The organism is Gleimia europaea ACS-120-V-Col10b (genome assembly GCF_000411155.1).
Lineage (GTDB): Bacteria > Actinomycetota > Actinomycetes > Actinomycetales > Actinomycetaceae > Gleimia > Gleimia europaea_B.
Window position 1 is genome coordinate 99,479 of record NZ_KE150267.1, and the last position, 16,339, is coordinate 115,817.

Annotated in this window: 12 protein-coding genes; 7 read left to right on the forward strand and 5 right to left on the reverse strand. The window is 55.9% G+C overall.

Features of this window, described 5'->3' with window-relative positions:
• Positions 1 to 2 precede the first annotated feature (2 nt).
• The 3 genes from HMPREF9238_RS07530 to HMPREF9238_RS07540 all read right to left on the reverse strand — a co-directional run bounded on the left by HMPREF9238_RS07530 (position 3) and on the right by HMPREF9238_RS07540 (position 3,935).
• Entirely contained in the window at positions 3 to 1,064 is a 1,062-nt protein-coding gene (locus tag HMPREF9238_RS07530; protein ID WP_016444864.1) for a galactitol-1-phosphate 5-dehydrogenase, read from the reverse strand.
• A gap of 295 nt (positions 1,065 to 1,359) precedes the next feature.
• Positions 1,360 to 2,421: an NAD(P)H-dependent glycerol-3-phosphate dehydrogenase gene (locus tag HMPREF9238_RS07535; protein WP_016444865.1), complete on the reverse strand. Its 1,062-nt coding sequence runs from the start codon at positions 2,419 to 2,421 to the stop codon at positions 1,360 to 1,362.
• Positions 2,422 to 2,429: 8 nt separating this feature from the next.
• A complete protein-coding gene (locus HMPREF9238_RS07540) occupies positions 2,430 to 3,935 on the reverse strand; it encodes a xylulokinase (RefSeq protein ID WP_016444866.1) in 1,506 nt (501 codons plus the stop codon).
• Positions 3,936 to 4,593: 658 nt separating this feature from the next.
• On the opposite strand from HMPREF9238_RS07540, the gene HMPREF9238_RS07545 reads away from it, so the two are divergent.
• The 4 genes from HMPREF9238_RS07545 to HMPREF9238_RS07560 all read left to right on the forward strand — a co-directional run bounded on the left by HMPREF9238_RS07545 (position 4,594) and on the right by HMPREF9238_RS07560 (position 10,789).
• Positions 4,594 to 5,577, forward strand: a complete 984-nt coding sequence (locus HMPREF9238_RS07545) for an ABC transporter permease (RefSeq protein ID WP_016444867.1) — start codon at positions 4,594 to 4,596, stop codon at positions 5,575 to 5,577.
• Position 5,578: 1 nt separating this feature from the next.
• Entirely contained in the window at positions 5,579 to 6,586 is a 1,008-nt protein-coding gene (locus tag HMPREF9238_RS07550; protein WP_016444868.1) for an ABC transporter permease, read from the forward strand.
• Positions 6,583 to 8,718: an ABC transporter ATP-binding protein gene (locus tag HMPREF9238_RS07555; protein ID WP_016444869.1), complete on the forward strand. Its 2,136-nt coding sequence runs from the start codon at positions 6,583 to 6,585 to the stop codon at positions 8,716 to 8,718. The genes HMPREF9238_RS07550 and HMPREF9238_RS07555 overlap by 4 nt, the downstream gene beginning before the upstream one ends.
• Before the next feature lie 394 nt (positions 8,719 to 9,112).
• Positions 9,113 to 10,789, forward strand: a complete 1,677-nt coding sequence (locus HMPREF9238_RS07560) for an ABC transporter family substrate-binding protein (protein WP_016444870.1) — start codon at positions 9,113 to 9,115, stop codon at positions 10,787 to 10,789.
• A 596-nt stretch (positions 10,790 to 11,385) separates the two neighbouring features.
• Here the strand turns inward: HMPREF9238_RS07560 and HMPREF9238_RS07565 are convergent.
• The gene (locus tag HMPREF9238_RS07565) at positions 11,386 to 11,964 is read right to left on the reverse strand and encodes a PH domain-containing protein (protein ID WP_016444871.1); all 579 of its coding nucleotides are present in this window, start codon (positions 11,962 to 11,964) and stop codon (positions 11,386 to 11,388) included.
• 156 nt (positions 11,965 to 12,120) lie between these two features.
• On the opposite strand from HMPREF9238_RS07565, the gene typA reads away from it, so the two are divergent.
• A complete protein-coding gene (typA, locus tag HMPREF9238_RS07570) occupies positions 12,121 to 14,040 on the forward strand; it encodes a translational GTPase TypA (RefSeq protein WP_016444872.1) in 1,920 nt (639 codons plus the stop codon).
• A gap of 166 nt (positions 14,041 to 14,206) precedes the next feature.
• Here the strand turns inward: typA and HMPREF9238_RS07575 are convergent, their stop codons facing one another.
• A complete protein-coding gene (locus HMPREF9238_RS07575) occupies positions 14,207 to 14,452 on the reverse strand; it encodes a putative acetyltransferase (RefSeq protein WP_016444873.1) in 246 nt (81 codons plus the stop codon).
• Between the two features lie 91 nt (positions 14,453 to 14,543).
• Between HMPREF9238_RS07575 and fdxA the strand changes: the two genes are divergently transcribed.
• Both fdxA and dapC read left to right on the forward strand, forming a co-directional pair.
• On the forward strand, positions 14,544 to 14,867 hold the full coding sequence (gene fdxA / locus HMPREF9238_RS07580) for a ferredoxin (RefSeq protein ID WP_016444874.1): 324 nt from the start codon (positions 14,544 to 14,546) through the stop codon (positions 14,865 to 14,867).
• Between the two features lie 192 nt (positions 14,868 to 15,059).
• On the forward strand, positions 15,060 to 16,292 hold the full coding sequence (gene dapC, locus HMPREF9238_RS07585) for a succinyldiaminopimelate transaminase (RefSeq protein ID WP_016444875.1): 1,233 nt from the start codon (positions 15,060 to 15,062) through the stop codon (positions 16,290 to 16,292).
• Positions 16,293 to 16,339 lie beyond the last annotated feature (47 nt).

A 16,339-nucleotide genomic window follows, 5' to 3' on the forward strand; every position in this document is an offset into this window, starting at 1 on the left:
GCCTAATTTGTTGGTAAATCCGCGCCATTAGGAAGGAACAGAACCTTCGACGAGTGGATGATTCGCTCGTACATGGAACGGATAGTCTCGTCGACCTTATCCAACGGCAGTTCGTGAGTAATCATAAATTTCCACTTGAGATTTCCGCGTGCCATGTGCTCAAGCGTCGTTGTCCACTCCTTACCGGGGAACGGGGCAGAGAACGAGTTCCAAGATCCGCAGATGTTAATTTCTAGTCGCATGAGGCGCGCCCAGCTGGCCGCAGAGATTTCTACCTCAGCCGGGGGGATGCCAATTAGTGTTACAGATCCATGCCGAGCTGTTACAGATACCGCTTGATCTGCGACTTTTGCAACGCCCGTAGTCTCCACCACGACATCAAATCCCTTATCAGCGACCGCTAGAAGGTCATCATACGAAGTGACAGCTTCGTCGGCTCCAGCCTCCAGAGCGAGCTTCGCTTTTTCTTCGCTAACGTCGCAAGCAACGATGCGGGTAGCTCCCATGATCCTCGCCCACTGAACAGCAAAAAGCCCGATTGGTCCTCCACCGCCCATTACCAGCACTGAAGAACCGGCCGTAAGATTAGTGCGCCAAATAGCGTGGAGCGCAATTGCAGCTGGGTCGACCATGGCAGCAGCGCGAGCATCTAATCCTGCTGGAACTTTGAGTAGTAGCTTCGCAGGGCCTGCGACGTATTGCGCGTAAGCGCCGTGACGGCGTGAGCCATAGTAATCGTAGTTTTCACACAAGGAAAAATGGCCTTGTACGCACGGGGCACATTCAAAACAGGGGAGCATAGGAGGCACGGTAACAAGATCGCCGACTTCGAACCCTTCTACGCCTTCCCCCAGCTCGGCAATGTAAGCAGAGAACTCGTGTCCGGTCACGAGAGGGAGCTTGTGTGGCCCCTTCTTATACATGCGTGCAAGGTCGGATCCGCAGACCCCGCAAGCCGCGATTTTCAGTAGAACTTCTCCCGGGACGGGACTAGGAATATCCATCTCTTCCAAGCGGATATCTCCAACATCGTGCATTTGCACTACTTGCATTTTCTTCGTCATATCCCTCACCTTTGACGGTCATGATTTGAGTCACATTTGCCGGCAATTTCAGGATAGGTGTCAGTAATGGCGTTTTCAACAAATGTTGATAAAACCAACAAATGAGCGGGTCGTAAGCTCGATTGAGCGGATGTTTAGTTGCTGGAGCGCTTTGAAGTTCTGGAAAAATCGACGGTTGGCTCTTGGTGAAAGCTTGCGGCCGATTAGTTGAATATTGGTTTGTCAAAGGGGTCGGTGGTGCAACGTATTGTCGCACCACCGACCCCTTTGACGTGTGTTTGTCGCTTCTAAAGAGCTAGCTCAGATCTGCGAAGAACTTCTCCCACGGAATATCTAGGGGAGCGTCCTCGGCAACCACGGAGTAGAGGAAGCGGCACAGCGGGTACTCCTCCTCGCGAACCACGCCGCGCTCGGTCAGCTTGCGCAAAGCCGCGCCAACAACGTTGATCGCGGCAACGCCCTCGAGCGTGACGCCCTTCATTAGCTCGTCGCGCACGCGAGAGAACGGGATGCCTTCACCAACGTAGCCGCCCGCCTTCACGTTGCGGCCACCCATCGAGGTGACGAACATGTCGCCAACGCCGCCTAGACCGTCAGCCGTTTCCGGCTTGCCGCCCATGAACTTAACGAACGAGCGCAGCTCCTTCTGGCCCTGAGCAAAGAGAGCAGCCCCCATGTTGTACATGACGTAACGGTCGTTTTCCTTGCCTTGGCTGCGAAGCAGGCCATCCGCGAAGCCAGCAGCAAAAGCGTAAATGTTCTTCGTCGCAGCGCCAGTCTCGTGGCCAACAAAGTCAGTTGACGTCCACACATGGTAGTAGTCCGTACGGTAAAGGCCAGCCAGGTACTCCAAAGCTTCCTTATCCTCACCGGTGAATACAACCGCGGTGTCGTGGTGAACCGCGACCTCGCCTGCGATGGAGGGGCCAACAACAGCATTCCACGTGATCGACTCAGCGAGCTTCGGATCAAAATAGGAACGGTAAACATCGGGTAGCAACTTCAAGTTGCCGTCCTCATCCGCGCGCATACCCTTAGTCACGCACAGGAAGTGCTGACCCGGCTGCATCATTGCGGCAAGCTGTTCGCCCGCCCACTCAACGCCAAACGAGTTCACACCACCCATCACAACGTCCGCGTCCTTGATGACCTCTGCGGCCTCTTCAAGCTGGTGCGCCTGAACAGACTCGGGGACCTTCAAATCAAGATTTGGGTGCACGCCCGTGGTCTGGATCGACTCAATGATCTCGCGATCCAAGAAGGTGCCAACAAGATGCACCTCGTTACCGTTCTCTGCCGACGGGAAGGCAAGCGCCGTTCCCATAATTCCCGAACCAAATACGACAATTTTCGCCATAGCTTCTCCTAGTTCTCAGCATTCTTCATATCGGTCATAAGCTCCGCAAGGAGTGGGTAAATACGGCTGTGTAGCCGCATCCAACTAACGTATTTTTCGTGAGCTTGCGGATTCGGCTCCGTCCTCTCACCCAGATGAGCCATTGCCCGCGCAGCCGATTCAACATCGGGGTATGCTCCAACGCCAGCCATTGCGATCATGGCCGCCCCGTGTGCGGATAGCTCATCAACCTCAGACATTACGATTGGTAATCCCGTAGCGTCTGCAAAAATCTGCCTAATAAAGGGGGACCTGGCCGAGCCTCCCGTGGCGCGAAGCTCCACCAGCTTGCGGCCCGTGACCTCTTGCACGCGATTCAGGTTCTCAGCCAGCAACATTGCAGTGCCCTCAACGATAGACCTGAAAACGTGCGCGCGAGTGTGTCCCGTGGTGAATCCCACCATCGCGCCAGTCGCAAACGGATCCCAATCCGGTGACTGGCCCGCATTCCAATGCGGGAGCGTCAACAAGGCATCAGAACCAGGGGCAATACGGCTCGCCTCCGACTCCAAAGCTGGGTCCAAACCTCCCTCTAAAGCAGGATCGCCGAGGTTCTTCCTAAACCAGTTGTAGAGCACCGAACCAGAGTTTTGCACGATCTCCAACACGTAAGTGCCCGGAATTCCGCCGATCAGCGTGCGGTAAGCGCGATCGAACTGATACTCCTTCGAATGCGTGCCCGACACAACCGAGGTACCAATATTCACGTAAGCCAAGTCAGGGTCAATCGCCGCCGTACCAAGACCCGCTGCCTGCCCGTCTCCAACACCCGCAACCAGTACAACCTCCGGGCTCAAACCCCATTCGTTAGCGAGGCTCGGTAGCAGCGTACCAATCACATCACCAGCCCTGGTGAACTCCACCATCTGATCGGGGCGCAACCCCGCAATCTCAAGTAGCTCATCAGAAAATGTTCGCGCCGCGATGTCGAACAAGTTAAGAGTGTCAATAGACCCCTCTGCAGAAACCCACTTTCCGGTAAGCGCATGAGAAAGATATGCATGCACGTCAACCAATTTGAAAGCTCCACTTAGAGTTTCCGGTTCGTGTTGCTTAAGCCACGCCAGCTTATACAGGGCGGGAGTCGTATCAGCGGGCTTACCGGACAACTCGTGGATGTGGTCGGACCCGAACTCCTTGATCTGCTCACCCGCTCGCGAATCGAGCCACAAGATTGCCGGGCGAATCGGGTTGCCATCCGCGTCGATAAGAGCAAACGATTCGCGCTGGTGCGTAATCCCGATAGCGGCAATACGCGCCCTATCGCGCTCGCTCAGACCACTGACTGCCTCTGTGATTGCCTGATGCGTGGAATCCCACCACTGGCGCGGATCATGCTCGTAGTGATTTATTTGCGGGGAGAGGAGATCAATCTCCGCCCGTCCCATAGAGACAACGTCTCCAGACGTGTCGATCACAACCGCCTTCGTTGCGGTCGTTGAAGAATCAATAGCAATTACTAATGGGTTGCTCATCTGCTTATGTCCAATCTTTACACCGTCGTATTTTTCGACTGCAGTGATCTAATCAGTAGCTAAACACCCCTAAGTGATGGATACTTCCCCGAAGTACTTCACATATTGTGGATCAAGCTATCCAACGACAGATTAACATTTTTGTTGTTATTAGTAACTCATAATCAGGTATTTCAGCGCGTTAGATTACGTTCGGTGTCCTAACGAACTCATGCCCCAAACCACAAGAAAGTAGGTGTCTTAAGAGGAGGTCGCTGACCTCGCCGGAATGGTGCATCAACTGCGCCAGGCGCTTAACCCCTTGGGCAAATAAATGTCTAGAAGACCACATCCGAACTGTTGCGAGCCTTGAGGAGGATTCAGACAACGGGAGCGGAATGTGGCAACTGTCTGAGAATTTGGCGGTTAAATGCTCAATTAGGAACCGTAGAGGTTGCAAAAACATCCTGCAGAACACTAAGAGGAAGGTCTCAAAGACAGGATGAAAGATACTAAAACCTCAATAAAAGGCCTTATTGGTTTCTCATTTGACACGAAATTAACTAGAGTCAATACACAGTTTTGACAATAATTCTGAGACCATCAGGAAATATTTGCGAGCTAAGAGGAACACAAAACGCCTTATGCGACAAACATGACCTGAAGAAAGTCAGAGCCTATGTTCTACTACCTGGCACGCAGGCTTGCTAACTATGCTCTCCTGCTGTTCATTGCCGTGTCGCTGGCGTACTTCATCGCCTCCAACGCGCTAGACCCGAAGGCTGCTTACGACCTCACGGACCCGACCCGTGACTGGGACGCGCTCGAGCGAATGTTTATCGCATACAACATCTCAGATACCGTGCCCGTGTGGGATAGGTACACCATATGGCTCGGTAAAATATTCACCGAATGGGACTGGGGGATGACGCCAACCGGCGCCTCCGTAAACTCCATTATCAGCATCCGCGTCTGGGTCTCTGTCAGGCTTATTATCATCGGCTCGATCATCGGCATGGTTGGCGGCGTTGCCGTTGGTGCTTGGACTGCAACCAAGCAGTACTCCAAAACCGACCGTATCGTCTCAATCCTCGCCCTCGTTATCATCTCTACGCCGGTTATTGTTCTTGCAAACCTATTGCAGATCGGAGCCACCCAGTTCAACGTCGCAACCGGCACGCAGTTCTTCGAATTTACCGGCGAGACAGGCACCGTGGGTAACTACTTCGGCGCGGCTCTGGTCGACCGGATGCAGCACCTACTCCTGCCCACTATTTCCATGTCACTAACTGGTATTGCCTCCTACTCGCGTTACCAGCGCAACCTGATGCTTGACACTCTCGGAGCTGACTACGTGCGCACCGCGCGCGCCAAGGGCCTCGTCAAATCGAAGGCTGTAACTCGTCACGCGCTACGCACCTCGCTAGTTCCTATGGCAACATTCTTCGCCTTCGCCGTGGCCACCCTGTTCCTCGGTGCCACCGTAACCGAGCAGGTGTTCGGCTGGCACGGCATGGGCATCTTCGGTGTCTCGTCCATTCGCGGCCAAGACATCAACGGCACCACTGCGGTAGTTGCCTTCTCGGGCGCCTGTACACTAGCCGGTGCGCTCCTGTCTGACCTCCTCGTCGTCGTTATCGACCCGCGTGTAAGGGTGAGCTAACATGTCTAACCAACCCCAACCGCAAGAACGCGATGTTCGCAACGCCGAAACAGTTGGCGGCGAAACGGCCCTCGCAACCGGATCGGATCTGACCAAAGAAACCACACCCGAGGGTGCGGGTGGCAAGCCCGACAAGGGTAAATCCAAGCGCCTTTCTCGCGGTGCTCTAATCCGCCGGCGTTTCATGCGTTCAACCACCTCGAAAATCGGCCTCATCGGATTCGCAGTAGTTGTACTCATCGCAATCTTTGGCCCCATGCTGGTTCCGTGGGACTACCAAGAAGTAACAACTTCCTTCCTTAAACCGCCAAATGCGGAACACTGGTTTGGCACCACCCAGGGCGGCCGCGACGTTCTGGCGCTAACCTTGGAAGGCTTGCGTAAGTCGCTAGTCATCGGCGTCTCGGTATCCGTTATCCAGGTAACCGTTGCTGCGATCGTTGGTGCTTCCGCAGCCTACTTCGGTGGCTTCTTTGAAAAGGCCGCGCTGTGGGTGATCGACCTCCTACTCGTGATCCCATCGTTCCTCATCATCGCTGTTATCTCGCAAAAGACCGGTGGAACGAACTCCTCGACGTTACTGTTCATCCTCCTGCTCGCGGGTTTCGGCTGGATGCTTACTGCGCGTGTCGTGCGGTCGATGACACTTTCAGTGAAGAACCTCGAATATGTGACGGCTGCGCGCTACATGTCGGTTCCCTCGCACGTCATCATCACAAAGCACATCATTCCGAACGTAGCGTCCTACCTGATCATCGACGCCGCGCTTGGCTTTGTTGCAGCGGTCATGTCAGAGACCGTGCTTTCATACTTCGGATTTGGCGTGCAACCACCAGAGACGTCACTTGGTGTTCTCATCGCGGAAGGACAGGGCATGGCCACGACCTCGCCATGGATCTTCATGGCCCCGGCCACCATTCTTACCCTGACCCTTATTTTTGTTAACTTCATCGGCGACGGACTGCGCGACGCAATCGACCCGTCCTCAAAGTCTGGAGGTCAAGCATGAGCCGCAAAAACCGTAAGCTAGACAATACGCCGGTACCTCAGCGCCAAGAAGGCGTTCCAGTTCTTGACATCCAAGACCTAAACGTCAGCTTCCCCTCCGAAGATGGCGTTGTGCGCGCTGTTCGCGGTGTCAACCTAAAAGTGTACCCCGGTGAAGTGTTAGGCATTGTTGGCGAGTCCGGCTCCGGTAAGTCCGTCACCTCCCTGGCCGTCATGGGACTGCTTGACGAGTCTGCCAGTGTTGAAGGTTCGGTGAAGCTACACGGAACTGAGATCCTCGGTAAGTCCGACGCGTGGATGTCAAAGATTCGTGGCAAAAAAGTTGCGATGGTTTTCCAAGACCCCCTATCTGCACTCACTCCCGTGTACACGATCGGGGATCAGATTGTAGAAGCCTTAACGATCCACCAGAAGATGAGCAAGACAGCGGCACGAGAGCGAGCGGTTGAGCTCCTTGAACTGGTTGGCATTCCAAACCCTGAGGTTCGCTTCAAGGCATTCCCGCACGAATTTTCCGGCGGTATGCGCCAGCGTGTGATGATCGCAATTGCGATTGCGAACGACCCTGACCTGATTATCGCGGACGAGCCAACCACCGCGCTAGACGTGACCATCCAAGCGCAGATCCTCGATCTGCTAAAGAAAGCGCAGCGGGAAACGAACGCGGCTGTCCTCATGATCACCCACGACCTCGGCGTCGTTGCGGGCATGGCTGATCGCGTTGCCGTTATGTATGCGGGGCGTTGCGTTGAATACGGTTCGGTCGATGACATCTTCTACCACTCGACGATGCCGTACACGGTTGGACTTCTCGGATCCCTGCCGCGTCCGGATCAAGACTCTTCCGAGCCCCTCGCCTCCGTTGAAGGTAACCCGCCTTCGATGCTGCAAGAACCAACGGGATGCCCGTTTGCGCCTCGTTGTCCGATCTCCACGGACGCGTGTCTGAACGGTGAGCCGGAACTTCGCGTCTCACCCAATAACAATCCGAACGACGGCGTCGATCACACCGTTGCTTGTGTGCGTGCTGAAGACATCGTTGAAAACAACTGGGATCACGCCAACATCTACCCGATGCCGGAAGCCTTCAGTTCGCCGATTGCAGACGAAGATCGCATGAAGCGTGATGAAGTCATGCGTGTAACCGGCCTGAAGAAATACTTCCCCCTCATGAAGGGCGCAGTATTCAAGAGGCAGGTTGGTACGGTTCATGCCGTCGATGAGATCTCGCTAGATATTCGCGAGGGCGAGACCCTGGCGCTGGTAGGCGAATCCGGTTCCGGCAAAACCACGACCCTGCTTGAAGTGCTGAACCTGCAAAAACCGCAGGGTGGCACCATCGTAGTGTTTGGTAAAGATGCGGCCTCCATGTCTGGCCGGGAGCGCCGCAAGGTGCGCGAGGACCTGCAGGTTGTGTTCCAAGACCCGATGGCTTCACTGGATCCGCGCATGCCGATTTTCGACATCATCGCGGAGCCTTTGAAGTACAACAACTATCCGAAGGATCAGGTTGATGCGCGGGTTGAGGAGCTCATGACACTCGTTGGTCTTGAGCCCGCACACCTCAACCGCTACCCGCGCCACTTCTCGGGCGGCCAGCGCCAAAGGATTGGTATTGCGCGTGCACTCGCATTGAGTCCGCGCCTCCTCGTGCTTGACGAGCCTGTCTCAGCGCTCGACGTTTCGATTCAAGCTGGTGTCATTAACCTGCTTGAGGAGCTACGTGCCAAGCTTGGCCTCTCATACCTGTTTGTTGCTCACGATCTCTCTGTGGTTCGCCATATTGCGGACCGTGTGGCCGTCATGTACTTGGGCAAGATCGTTGAAATTGGTGCGGTTAAAGAGGTCTTCGACCGGCCGCGTCACCCTTACACGCAAGCCTTGCTCTCGGCTATCCCGATTCCCGATCCGCGTAAGGAGCGTTCGCGTGAACGTATCTTGCTTGAAGGGGATCTCCCGTCGCCCGCAAATCCGCCTTCGGGTTGCCGCTTCAGGACGCGTTGCCCTAAGTTCCTCACCCTAAGTGAGACAGATCAACAGCGGTGCGTCAATGAGCACCCCGAACTCGAGGGGGACGGCGACGTGGACTCGATGAACGCCTGCCACTACCCCGAAGAGGCGCACATGTTCTAAAGGTGCAAGCGGCATCCTCGTACGCAATATTTCGCACTGAACAACTTCAAAAGCCGATGGTCTGCAACCAGGAAACGGATGCAGGCCGCCGGTTTTTCTGATTCAATGTCGAGACCCAAAAGGCAAGAAGAGTCTGTATATGTCCACATTCTGATCACTTGTTAGAAATCGGATGAGCAGACTCATAGCTAACCGCGGAATAGTGCGGCACAGGTGTATACGAAAATATTGGCGAATGCTTGTTTTCTCAGTATTTGAAACTTTTGTTGCGATTAGAACAAGGAGAAGTAGAAAAGGGGGCTTTCAACTATCTAGAAACCTGTTTGCTAACGTAGCCTATCCAACATGGCCGGGTACGCCCGGCAAGAAATGTCAACAAAATGGAGGTACAACAGTGAAGCGTTCACTACGTTCATTCGCTGCAGTAGCCGCCGCCGCAACCCTCGTACTCGCAGGGTGTGCAGGTGGCGGCGAATCGGGATCAGGCAATGCAAATATGCCAGCACTTTCCGATATTAATGCCCAAGCCCGCGACAAAGTGCAGGACGGTGGCGAACTACGTTTCGCGATCAGCCAGTTCCCTGAGCAGTGGAATCACATGCATGCTTCCGGAAGCCAGGTGGATAACAGGGATATCAACGAATGGGTAATGCCATCCAACTGGATTTACGCAGAAGACGCCAGCTTCGAGCCGAATAAGAACTACGTCCTCGAATACGAGGTAGTGGACGGGCCTCCGCAGGTAGTGACCCTTACGTTAAACCCAGAAGCGCACTGGGGCAACGGTGAGCCGATCACGTGGGAAGACTACGAGGCAACCTGGAAGGCCGGCAACGGCTCCAACCCTGACTACCAGGTAGCTTCCACCGACGGTTTCCGTGAAATCGCCAAGGTTGAGAAGGGTAAGGACGAGTTCCAGGTTGTAATCACATACAAATCGACCTACGCTGACTGGTCTGCAACCTGGTCCGGCGTTGAATCGAAGGCTGCTATTTCCACGCCCGAGGACTTCGACAACGCTCGTAAGGAAAACCCGAACAACGACTTCACCGCAGGTCCGTTCAAGTTCGGTGAGGTAGACCACTCGCAGCGCGTCGTAACCCTCGTCCCATCCGACACCTGGTGGGGCGACGCTCCGAAGCTCGACAATGTCAGCTTCCGCGAGCTCGACCCGTCGACCTCGACCCGCTCCTTCGCTAACAAGGAAATCGACGTCGTTTCTGGCCTAATCAATGCTGACCAATACCAGACTGCTGCCGGCCGTGCAGATGCGGAAATCCGCGAAGCAGGTGGCAAGCAGTGGCGTCACTTCACGTTCAACTCAAACTCCGGCGTTTTGCAGGACAAGGGCGTCCGCCAGGCAATCGTCAAGGGGCTGAATCGTGAAGCTATCGCAGCATCTGACCTTGCTGGTCTCCCGGTTGAGCCGTCCGAGCTGATGCTGGGTAACCACTTCTTCATGCCTGGTCAGGAAGGCTACGTCGATAACGCCGAAGACTTCAAGTTCGATCCCGAGGCTGCAGGAAAGCAACTTGACGAGCTCGGTTGGAAGCTGGAAGACGGCGCAGAGTTCCGCACCAAGGACGGCCAGACCCTCGAGGTCGAATACCAGCTGCTCCAGGGCATCCCAACCTCTGAAAACGAAGGTAAGCTCCTTCAGTCTGACATGGCCAACATTGGCGTAAAGGTCAAGATGGTGAACAAATCGCCGGATGACTTCCCTGATTTCGTGAAGCAAGGCACCTTCGGCATCACCTCGTTCACGTGGGAGGGTACCCAGTACCCGATGGCGAATGTTGGCCAGATCTACGGTTGTGACTCGAAATCGAACTACTCGGGTATTTGTGATGACGAGATCAGCGAACTGATCAAGAAGATCGACGTTGAGATGGACTACCAGAAGCGTGTTGACTATACCAACGAAATTGACAAGATCGTCTGGGATCGTGTCATGACTGTCCCGTTGTACCGCCGCATCGAGTACGTTGCCGTTCCGAAGAACCTCGCCAACTACGGTGCTAAAGGTCTCTCCAGTTTCAAGGTTGAGGACATCGGCTTTGTCTCGGAGTAGCACTCACGAAGTGAAACCAAGTGTAGCTGAATAGCTAACGCGAGAGGATCGCCCCGCACACCGTGCGGGGCGATCCTTATGAAATTGCCGGCCTGCACCTCGACGAGGTTGAGGAAGTTCGGAAGGCTACTTTTGGTATTCCGACCCAAACTGGCGGAAACAGGATGCTGATTTGGCAGTTTCCCTCACGGTTGTGGCTTGGTTGGGTGGTGTGATCGGTATTCCGACCCAAACTGGCGGAAACAGGATGCTGATTTGGCAGTTCCCCTCACGGTTGTGGTTGCTGTGTTGGTTCTTGACAGTATTCAGACGGGAACTGGCAGAATTGGGGTTCGAAACTGGTGCTTTCCCTCACGGTTGTGGCTTGGGTGGGTGGTGTGATCGGTATTCCGACCCAAACTGGTGGAAACGGGATGCTGATTTGGCAGTTTCCCTCACGGTTGTTGCAAAGAGCCTGGCCGAATGCGCGAGGCCGGGGTGTTATAGGCGAGGAGTTTCAGTCGGACTTCAGTCAGGAGTCAAGCATGAAGCTGGATCCGCGTCAGCAGATAGCTATGAGCCTGGATCCTCGGCAGGGGTGCGAAATCGGATCCCGGTTAGAACCGGGGAATGAAGGTGGCCAGAAGTAGCACGAGCAGAGCCAGCAGGGGAGCGGTGTTAAGCTTCCGCTCGACCTTCGCAGTGGTGTCTGTTAGCCCCGCCTCGAGGTGTCGCTCATAGTACATGCGGAGCAACTCGGCGGTTTGAGATGAATCTAAGTCAAGAAGTTGGCTCGGCACCTCCTCGTCAATGTGAGGAAGCTGCAAGGGGCCATACTGCGCTTTCATATTTCGAATGCCGGTGCGAGGACGAGCGGCGGATGCGCGGATATCAACGTCGCGCGTCTCTAAGATGAGGCCGAGGTTCAAACGCGCGCCCGTGTACCTCTCCCACGGAACGATCCACGAGAAAATCATGTTACGCACCGTGATCTTGTCTGGCGCAATGGTGAGGCGCGGCATCCACCACAGCATGAAAACCGCCCAAAATACGAGCCAAACATACGGCAAGGCTGCAACAGCGACGGATACGCCATCACGCGTAATGGTCACAATCGAAACGGCTACCGCCAACACGGCAAAAAAGTACGTTCCGTAGCGTGCTGGGGCAGACGCGACCCGGATAGTTGGATGCATGCTCCCATTTTAGAGGGCGGTGCGGAATCGGGTAGTGGCGAACTTCGCAGAACCCGAAGTGCGTGATCGAAAGGTTCGGGGCATAAGGTAGTAGAGCGCACCTTTTGGCGAAACCACGCCGGCGCGCACGCTTAGAAGAGGAGACCTGGAGGCAAAATGACTATTCGCGAAGATATTCGCAACGTCGCGATCGTTGCCCACGTGGATCACGGTAAGACGACTCTCGTGGATGCAATGCTGTGGCAATCCGGAGCCTTCTCTGATCATGACACCGTAGAGTCGCGTGGTGAGCGCGTTATGGATTCTGGTGATCTTGAGCGGGAAAAGGGCATTACGATCCTCGCCAAGAACACGGCGGTGCACTATCGGGGCCCTGCCGCGCAAAAGCTAGGCCTGCCTGAAGGCATCACGATTAACGTGATTGATACGCCTGGACACGCAGATTTTGGAGGCGAGGTTGAGCGTGCGCTCTCCATGGTTGATGGCGTGCTCCTTTTGGTGGACGCGGCAGAAGGCCCGCTCCCGCAGACGCGTTTTGTGCTCCGTAAGGCGCTGGAATCGCAGCTACCGGTTGTTGTGGTGGTGAACAAGGTTGACCGCCCGGATCAGCGTATTGCGGAGGTCGTGGAAGAGACCATGGACTTGCTGCTATCCATCGCGGAAGACCTGCAAAATGAGGGGCGCGAGGTTGACGTGGATGGCCTGCTGGAAGTTCCCGTGCTTTACGCGTCAGCCAAGCTTGGTAAATCCTCACTTGAGCAGCCCGCTCTTGGGGAAGTTCCCACGTCTGGCCTGGAGCCGCTGTTCGAAACCCTGCTTTCCCGCATTCCTGGCCCCTCCTACGACGAGGGCGCGCCCTTGCAGGCTCACGTCACTAACTTGGATGCTTCCCCATTCCTGGGCAGGATTGCCCTCCTGCGCATTCACAACGGTGAACTCCACAAGGGGCAGAACGTGGGCTGGGCGCACGCTGACGGCTCCCTCACGTCCGTGAAGATCACGGAACTGCTTCGCACCGAGGGCCTGGATCGCGTGCCCGCCCAGACCGCGAAGGCCGGTGACATCGTTGCGGTTGCCGGTATTCCAGACATCACGATTGGTGAAAGCCTCGTGGATTTGGAAGATCCGCGTCCGCTACCGCTGATCACGGTTGACGAGCCGGCAATTTCCATGACCATCGGTACGAACACCTCGCCGATGGCTGGCCGCGAGAAGAACACCAAGGTCACCGCGCGCCAGGTGAAAGATCGCCTGGACCGCGAGCTGGTTGGCAACGTTTCGCTGCGCGTCCTGCCCACCGAAAGGCCGGATTCTTGGGAGGTGCAGGGGCGCGGCGAGCTTGCCCTCGCTATCCTCGTTGAACAAATGCGCCGCGAGGGCTTTGAACTAACCGTTGGCAAGCCGCAGGTTGTCACGCGCGTTATTGATGGAGTTAAATGCGAGCCCATGGAACACATGACCATCGACGTGCCCGAAGAATACATGGGCGAGGTCACGCAGCTGCTGGCCGCCCGTAAAGGCCGCATGGAAAGCATTGCCAACCACGGGTCTGGCTGGGTGCGCCTAGAGTTTCTGGTTCCCGCTCGCGGCCTGATCGGCTTCCGCACGCGCTTCCTCACCGAAACGCGCGGTACCGGCATCGCCTCCTCCTACGCTGCGGGCTACGAGCCGTGGCAAGGCACCATCATTTCGCGCAACACGGGCTCACTTGTTGCGGATCGTGCCGGCCAGGCAACGCCATACGCGATGATCAATCTGCAAGAACGCGGAACGTTCCTCGTACAGCCTGGTAGCCAGGTTTACGAGGGTCAGGTTGTGGGCGAAAACTCGCGCAATGAGGATATGGATGTGAATCTTACGCGTGAAAAGAAGCAAACGAATATGCGTGCCGCATCCGCAGACTCCTACGAGGGGTTGAACACGCCGCGCACGCTCACGCTTGAAGAATCGTTAGAGTTCGCCGCCGAGGATGAGTGTGTGGAAGTCACGCCGAGCGCTGTTCGTATCCGTAAGAACGTGCTGTCCACTCAGGATCGTTTCAAGATCGCCGCGCGCGCACGCCGCGAATCCAAGTAGTTTAAAGTATTCGAGGCTACAAGGCCAGCATCGCGAACAAGTTCGGCGCCATGCTATGCGCATGGTGGAATGGGCCTGGTGGCTGTGTGGGCCCGTTTGGTTGGTATCGGATTTCGCGAGAGTCGACACGTGTCTGGTAAGCGGGCTTGCAAAGGGACAGAGCCGCCTAGTTGCCGAACGGTGATTCGGGTACGCGCTTGCCGGTGACCATGACGCTTGCTGGAACGGTAACCAGGCCTTTGCGCGTGTTCACTGTGACGTGGGTTGGTGCTACTTCAGTTAGGTGGCCGAGGGCATCGTACAGCCCATCGGGTTTGCGGTAACGCACAACCACGCGCTGGCCAACCCGCCACTGCATCCACGGCAAGTTTGGGGGAGACGCGCCTGGCTTGGGTGTCGAAAAACTGCTCATGGTGAGATAATAAACCCCATATGGGACACGAAAAGCGGCCGGGAGTTTCAGCCCGCGGATTTTCGGCGTAAAAGAACTTAAGGAGACCGTTTTGACCTACGTTATCGCGCAACCTTGTGTAGACGTAAAAGATCGCGCATGTGTTGATGAATGCCCAGTTGACTGCATTTATGAAGGCGCGCGTAGCCTATATATCCACCCGGATGAGTGCGTAGATTGCGGTGCTTGCGAGCCAGTTTGCCCGGTTGAGGCGATCTTTTACGAAGATGACCTGCCTGAAGAATGGTCTGAATACTACGAGGCGAACGTGAACTTCTTCGACAAACTCGGTTCGCCCGGTGGCGCCGCCCGCACGGGCGCTGTGGATTACGATCACGAGGTGATTGCGAAGCTACCTCCACAAAATCAGGACTAGCAAGATCTTTTTATGATGGGCCCGGCGTTATGTCGGGCCCTCGTCGCATTTCCAGTTGTGAGGATTTGCTTGGCCGGGGCTGTGCGCTTGAGCCTAACGGGGAATGCCCTCGGGTCTCTTGCGCATATGTCGAGGCGAGCGCAAATGGCCGGTAGAGTGCAACCAGGTACAACAGGAAGAAGAGGGCAAGCTATGGAAAGCTCACTACCGCGCGGCGTTGATCTGCCGCAGTTTCCGTGGGACACGCTGGCTGATGCGAAGAAACTGGCCAGCGCGCATCCGGATGGAATCGTGGATCTGTCCATCGGCACGCCCGTAGATGAAACGCCGCAGATAATCCAAGATGCTTTGAAAGAGGCGGCAAATGCGCCGGGATACCCCACGGTGGTTGGAACCGCGGAGGTTTTTGAAGCTACCAAGATTTGGGCGCGTGCCCGCGGAATCTCCGCCCTTGACGAGGGAGCGGCGGCGATTCCCACCATCGGATCAAAAGAAATGGTTGCGTGGCTTCCCTTTATTCTGGGGGTGAGGCCGGGAGACCGTGTGTTGATCCCGAGGTGCGCATACCCGACCTACGACATCGGGGTGCGCCTGGCCGGTGCCCAGCCCATCGCGGTGGATGAGGACCCCGCGCAGTGGCCAGACGCTCAGATGGTTTGGATCAACTCGCCGGGCAACCCCAACGGGCACGTGCTCGACGTGGAGCAGTTACGGCAAATCGTTGCGTGGGCCAGGCAACGCGGCGCGATTGTGGCGTCGGATGAGTGCTACGCCGCCCTCGTCTGGGATGAATCCCTGCTTGACGAGGGAGTTCCCTCTTTGCTGTCCGACGCGGTGTGTGAGGAGGACGCGAGTGGCCTGCTGACGTTGTATTCGCTGTCAAAACAGTCCAACATGGCCGGATACCGCGCGGGCATTATGATGGGGGACCCGAAACTGGTTGAGGCGGCGGTAGCCGTGCGTAAACATGCAGGAATGATGGTATCTTCGCCTGTTATGCACGCAATGAGCGTGGCTTTGCACGATAGCGCGTCGGCCTTCACCAACCCGCGCGAGGGGCTCTACCGAAGCACGGATAATGCGAAAACTGTCTTAATGGGACAGCTCTCACACGTATCTACCCAGCGGGGCATCTACGCCAAGCGCCGGGCAAAACTGCAAGAAGCGTTTGCGAGCGTCGGCCTCGAAAATGATCCGCAATCGCGTGCCGGCCTTTACCTGTGGCTTCGCGACCAACGCGGTGAGGCGGACGGGCGAGAGCTTGTGGAACGGCTTGCGAAGCTGGGAATCCTTGTGGCGCCGGGAGAATTCTATGGGGAAGGTAACGAAGCGTTCATAAGAGTTTCTCTATCGGGTAACGATGAACGAATCGACGCCGCTGTGGAACGTTTGTCACAGTCAAAAACGTCTTTCGCCGCGAAATAATCTCGATGTTGAGATAATCTGATTTCGACAGTTTCGACAAAGAAGCG